Source organism: Streptomyces sp. NPDC060198, from assembly GCF_042728415.1.
Classification (GTDB): Bacteria; Actinomycetota; Actinomycetes; order Streptomycetales; family Streptomycetaceae; genus Streptomyces.
Window position 1 is genome coordinate 1 of the sequence record NZ_JBHWZJ010000552.1, and the last position, 3,376, is coordinate 3,376.

At 69.1% G+C, this 3,376-nt stretch carries 3 protein-coding genes and 1 pseudogene; all 4 read left to right on the forward strand.

All coding sequences use genetic code 11. The features are described 5' to 3' along the window. The first annotated feature begins 533 nt into the window (after window positions 1-533). Complete coding sequence (locus ACFWEP_RS33255) at window positions 534-1,184, forward strand: DUF6230 family protein (protein ID WP_387375818.1); 651 nt, start codon at window positions 534-536, stop codon at window positions 1,182-1,184. A 100-nt stretch (window positions 1,185-1,284) separates the two neighbouring features. Continuing rightward, on the forward strand, window positions 1,285-1,899 hold the full coding sequence (locus ACFWEP_RS33260; protein WP_387375820.1) for a DUF6114 domain-containing protein: 615 nt from the start codon (window positions 1,285-1,287) through the stop codon (window positions 1,897-1,899). Then, a complete protein-coding gene (locus tag ACFWEP_RS33265; RefSeq protein WP_387375822.1) occupies window positions 1,892-3,217 on the forward strand; it encodes a hypothetical protein in 1,326 nt (441 codons plus the stop codon). The genes ACFWEP_RS33260 and ACFWEP_RS33265 overlap by 8 nt, the downstream gene beginning before the upstream one ends. 75 nt (window positions 3,218-3,292) lie before the next feature. Continuing rightward, window positions 3,293-3,376 (forward strand): annotated as a pseudogene (locus ACFWEP_RS33270) (tRNA methyltransferase); the annotation flags it as partial.

Below are 3,376 nucleotides of genomic sequence, written 5' to 3' on the forward strand. Positions count from 1 at the left end.
GAGGCTCCACTTTGCCAAAACTTGACCCAATGGGCCGCTGTTACTGGCAGTAAATCATCTCGGGTCTTCTGTCCGGTTGCGCGGAGTTTTTCTCCGGTTCGGGCGTCCCTTTCGTGCCACCCTGCGTGGCCGGTCCGTGTCCTGGTGTCGCGCACCGGTTATCAGCCCGTTACTAGCGAGTAACGACACCCCTTGTGCACGGGCCCCGAATGCACCACGATCGGCCACGCTCGGTCCAATACCCGCCAGCTCGACCGCCAGTCGGCGCCGGGGGCAGTTGGTCCCCACCGGGCGGGCCGGCGGAACACGCGCCGACCCAGGACAGGGGGGTTCCTGCCCGAGGGCGGGGCCTGTCCGACCGGCTGCGCGGACCGCGCGGTCAGTGGTTTGTCGCTCGGGGGTGATCGCCGGTGCATCGGATGCGGTACACGCCTCCGGAACGGGCGCTCTCCTTCCCGAGGACGTAGCACTTCTCCCATCCCAGGACGGGCACGAGCCCGGCCGGAGATGTACGTCCGAGAAGGAGGAAATATATGAGTTCCCAGATACGCGGTGGAACGAGATGGAAGCGTTTCGCCCTGGTCATGGTGCCGAGCGTCGTCGCGACCGCCGCGGTGGGCGTCGGCCTCGCGCAGGGTGCGCTGGCGGCGTCGTTCAGCATCTCGGGGCAGGACTTCAAGGTCACCGCCGACAGCCTCGAGGGCGACAACTTCGTCCAGTACGGCAACGTCGCCAAGGGCGGCGCGGGTAGCCACCCGGTCGCGGTCTCCGGCTTCAGCCACGCGGAGATCACGAACATGTGTCAGTCCGTCGTGACCGACATCCCGTACATCGGCAAGTGGACCTTGACGTTGACGGCGGGCACCAAGGCCGACAAGCCGGTCGTGGCGGACAACCTCTACCTGGACGTCTCGCAGCTCGACGCCGACGCCGAGTTCAAGAACATCGACATCGGTGTCGCGGCGAACAGCCTCGGCAAGGAGAGCAACGGCAACTTCGGCACCCAGCCGAACACGGGCGCCACCGACGGTGCCGCCGCGTACGGCTTCGGTCAGCGTGCCGAGCACGCGACGCTCACCAACGTCGAGCAGAGGGCCTGGGCGACCACCGCCGGCACCTTCAAGCTGAGCAACCTGAGTCTGCGTCTGAACGCGGGCGCTAACGAGTGCCAGCTCAAGAAGTAGCGGTAGGCATTCTGTTCGGGCGGCCGGGTCCCTCGTCAGGGGTCCCGGCCACCCACCCTCCCTTTCTCACAGCGATACCGGTTCCAGGGAGCTGTTTTCCATGAGCCCCGAGTCCACAGGGCAGAACGAGCACTACCTCACCGTCTTCAGGCGGGAATTCCGCACCTGGCGGGGTAACAGGCCGTTCTGGGCAGGTCTGTTCACCATGGCGGGCGGTATACCCATCGCCTACTTCCCGTACGCGAACATGCACCTCGGCAACGTCACGCTGGCGATGTCCACCACGGCCGGCGCCGGTTCGCTGATCATCGGGGTCCTGCTCGTCACACTGGGCCTGACGATGTGGTTCCACCACATCGTCCGCGTGTTCTCCGGAGTGGCCGCGATCCTGCTCGCGCTGATCTCCATACCCATCGCCAACTTCGGCGGCTTCGTGATGGGCTTCGTCCTCGCGATGCTCGGTGGCGCGCTCGCCATTTCCTGGGCCCCGGGCCGGCCGGTGGCCGACGCCGAGAGCGCCAAGGACCCGGCCGCGCTCGGTGAGCCCGCCCAGAGCCCGGCCGCCCCGGTGCACTACGGCACCGAGAACCCGGCCCTCGCGAGCGTGCCGCCCGGCACCGGGTTCCAGGGTGCCGAGGCCTTCCCCGCGCAGCAGCCGGCCCCCTACGACACGGCGGACGGCGTCGAGACGGACGGCGGGAGGCACCGTGCGTGAGGACGGTTACTCCGACACTTTCGCGGGCGAAGCCGCCCGCGAGCGGAGAGGCCCGCGCCACGCGGCCCCCCGCAAGTCGCTCCTGATGAAGCTCAACCTGCCGTCCGGCAAGAAGGCCTTCGCGCTCGCCGCGATGCCGACGGCGGTCTTCGTGGGCATGAGCCTCACACCCAAGCTGGCCATGGCGGACGACGCGTCCGACATCCCGTACGCGCCCGGACCGTGCGTCACCCGGTCCGACGAGGCGAGCGAGTCGCCGGAACCGTCGACGTCCGCCTCGCCGTCGCCCTCGGCCTCCGACTCCGCCCCGGCGGGCACGGACGAGGGCAAGGACGACGAGCCCTCCGCCACGGCGACCACGACCCCGTCCCCGTCCGCGACGTCGAAGGCGCCCGCCGCCGACACCTCGCAGGACGAGACGGCCGCGGCGGCGAAGTCCGCAGCCGAGCCCACCCCCACCGAGAGCACCAACCCGCTCGACCCGCTCGGTGTCGGCGACGCGATCAAGGACTTCTTCGACGGCCTCGACCCGAACAAGGCGACTCCGTCTCCCAGTGCCACCACCCAGGCCCCGGCCGCCTCGGAGACCGGTTCCGGTTCGGACGAGCCGGCAGGAGCACCGGCGGCGGGGTCCACCGAAGCCGACGACTCAACCGACGCTGCCGACGCCGCCACGAAGAAGGCGGCCGCGGCTGCCGAGAAGACCGAGGCGGAGATCCGCGCGGCGGCGGCCGAGGCGGGCCAGACGGTCGAGGAGCTGGACGAGGACGCCAAGGGCCTCGACGCGAAGAAGGACGAGGACATCCCGGACGGCGCCAAGCAGCCGTTCCCGTGTCCGACCGAAGACCCGGAAGCCCTCGCGGCCGCCGAGCTGGAGCCGGGCGTGCCCCTGCTGCCGACCGACCCGTGGATTCTGGAATCCTCGCTGCTCACCCTCACGGGGCTGGACTACGCGGGCATCGTGGAGGTGAAGACGGCGGACGGGAAGGTCAAGAAGGTCCTGAAGTTCACCGCCGACTCCATCGACATCAAGGACCTCCACCAGAAGGCGGTCGGCCCGGACGGGACCACCACCCACGTCCAGGCGCGGGACGGCTCGACGTCCACCATCCGCAACGGCAAGGTGACGATGTACACGGAGGAGCTGAAGGGCAACCTCTTCGGCATCATCCCGATCACCTTCAGCCCCACCGCCCCGCCCCCGATCAATGTGCCCTTCGCGTTCTTCACGAACGTCAAGGTCACCCAGGCCGGCCAGTTCGGCGGCACGCTCAAGGTGCCGGGTCTGAACAACTACCTGACCAAGAACGCGAGCTGATCCGCAGCCCCACCCCCAGACCAGTCCGGGAGCCGCACAACACCTGTGGCCCGCAGCCCTGTCGTTCAGGGAGGCGGGCCACAGGTGGTCTACCCGAAGGACGCGGGCCAGATCCTCGCCTTCGCCGACATCTTCGCCGGCGCCCGCGTCGTCGAGGCC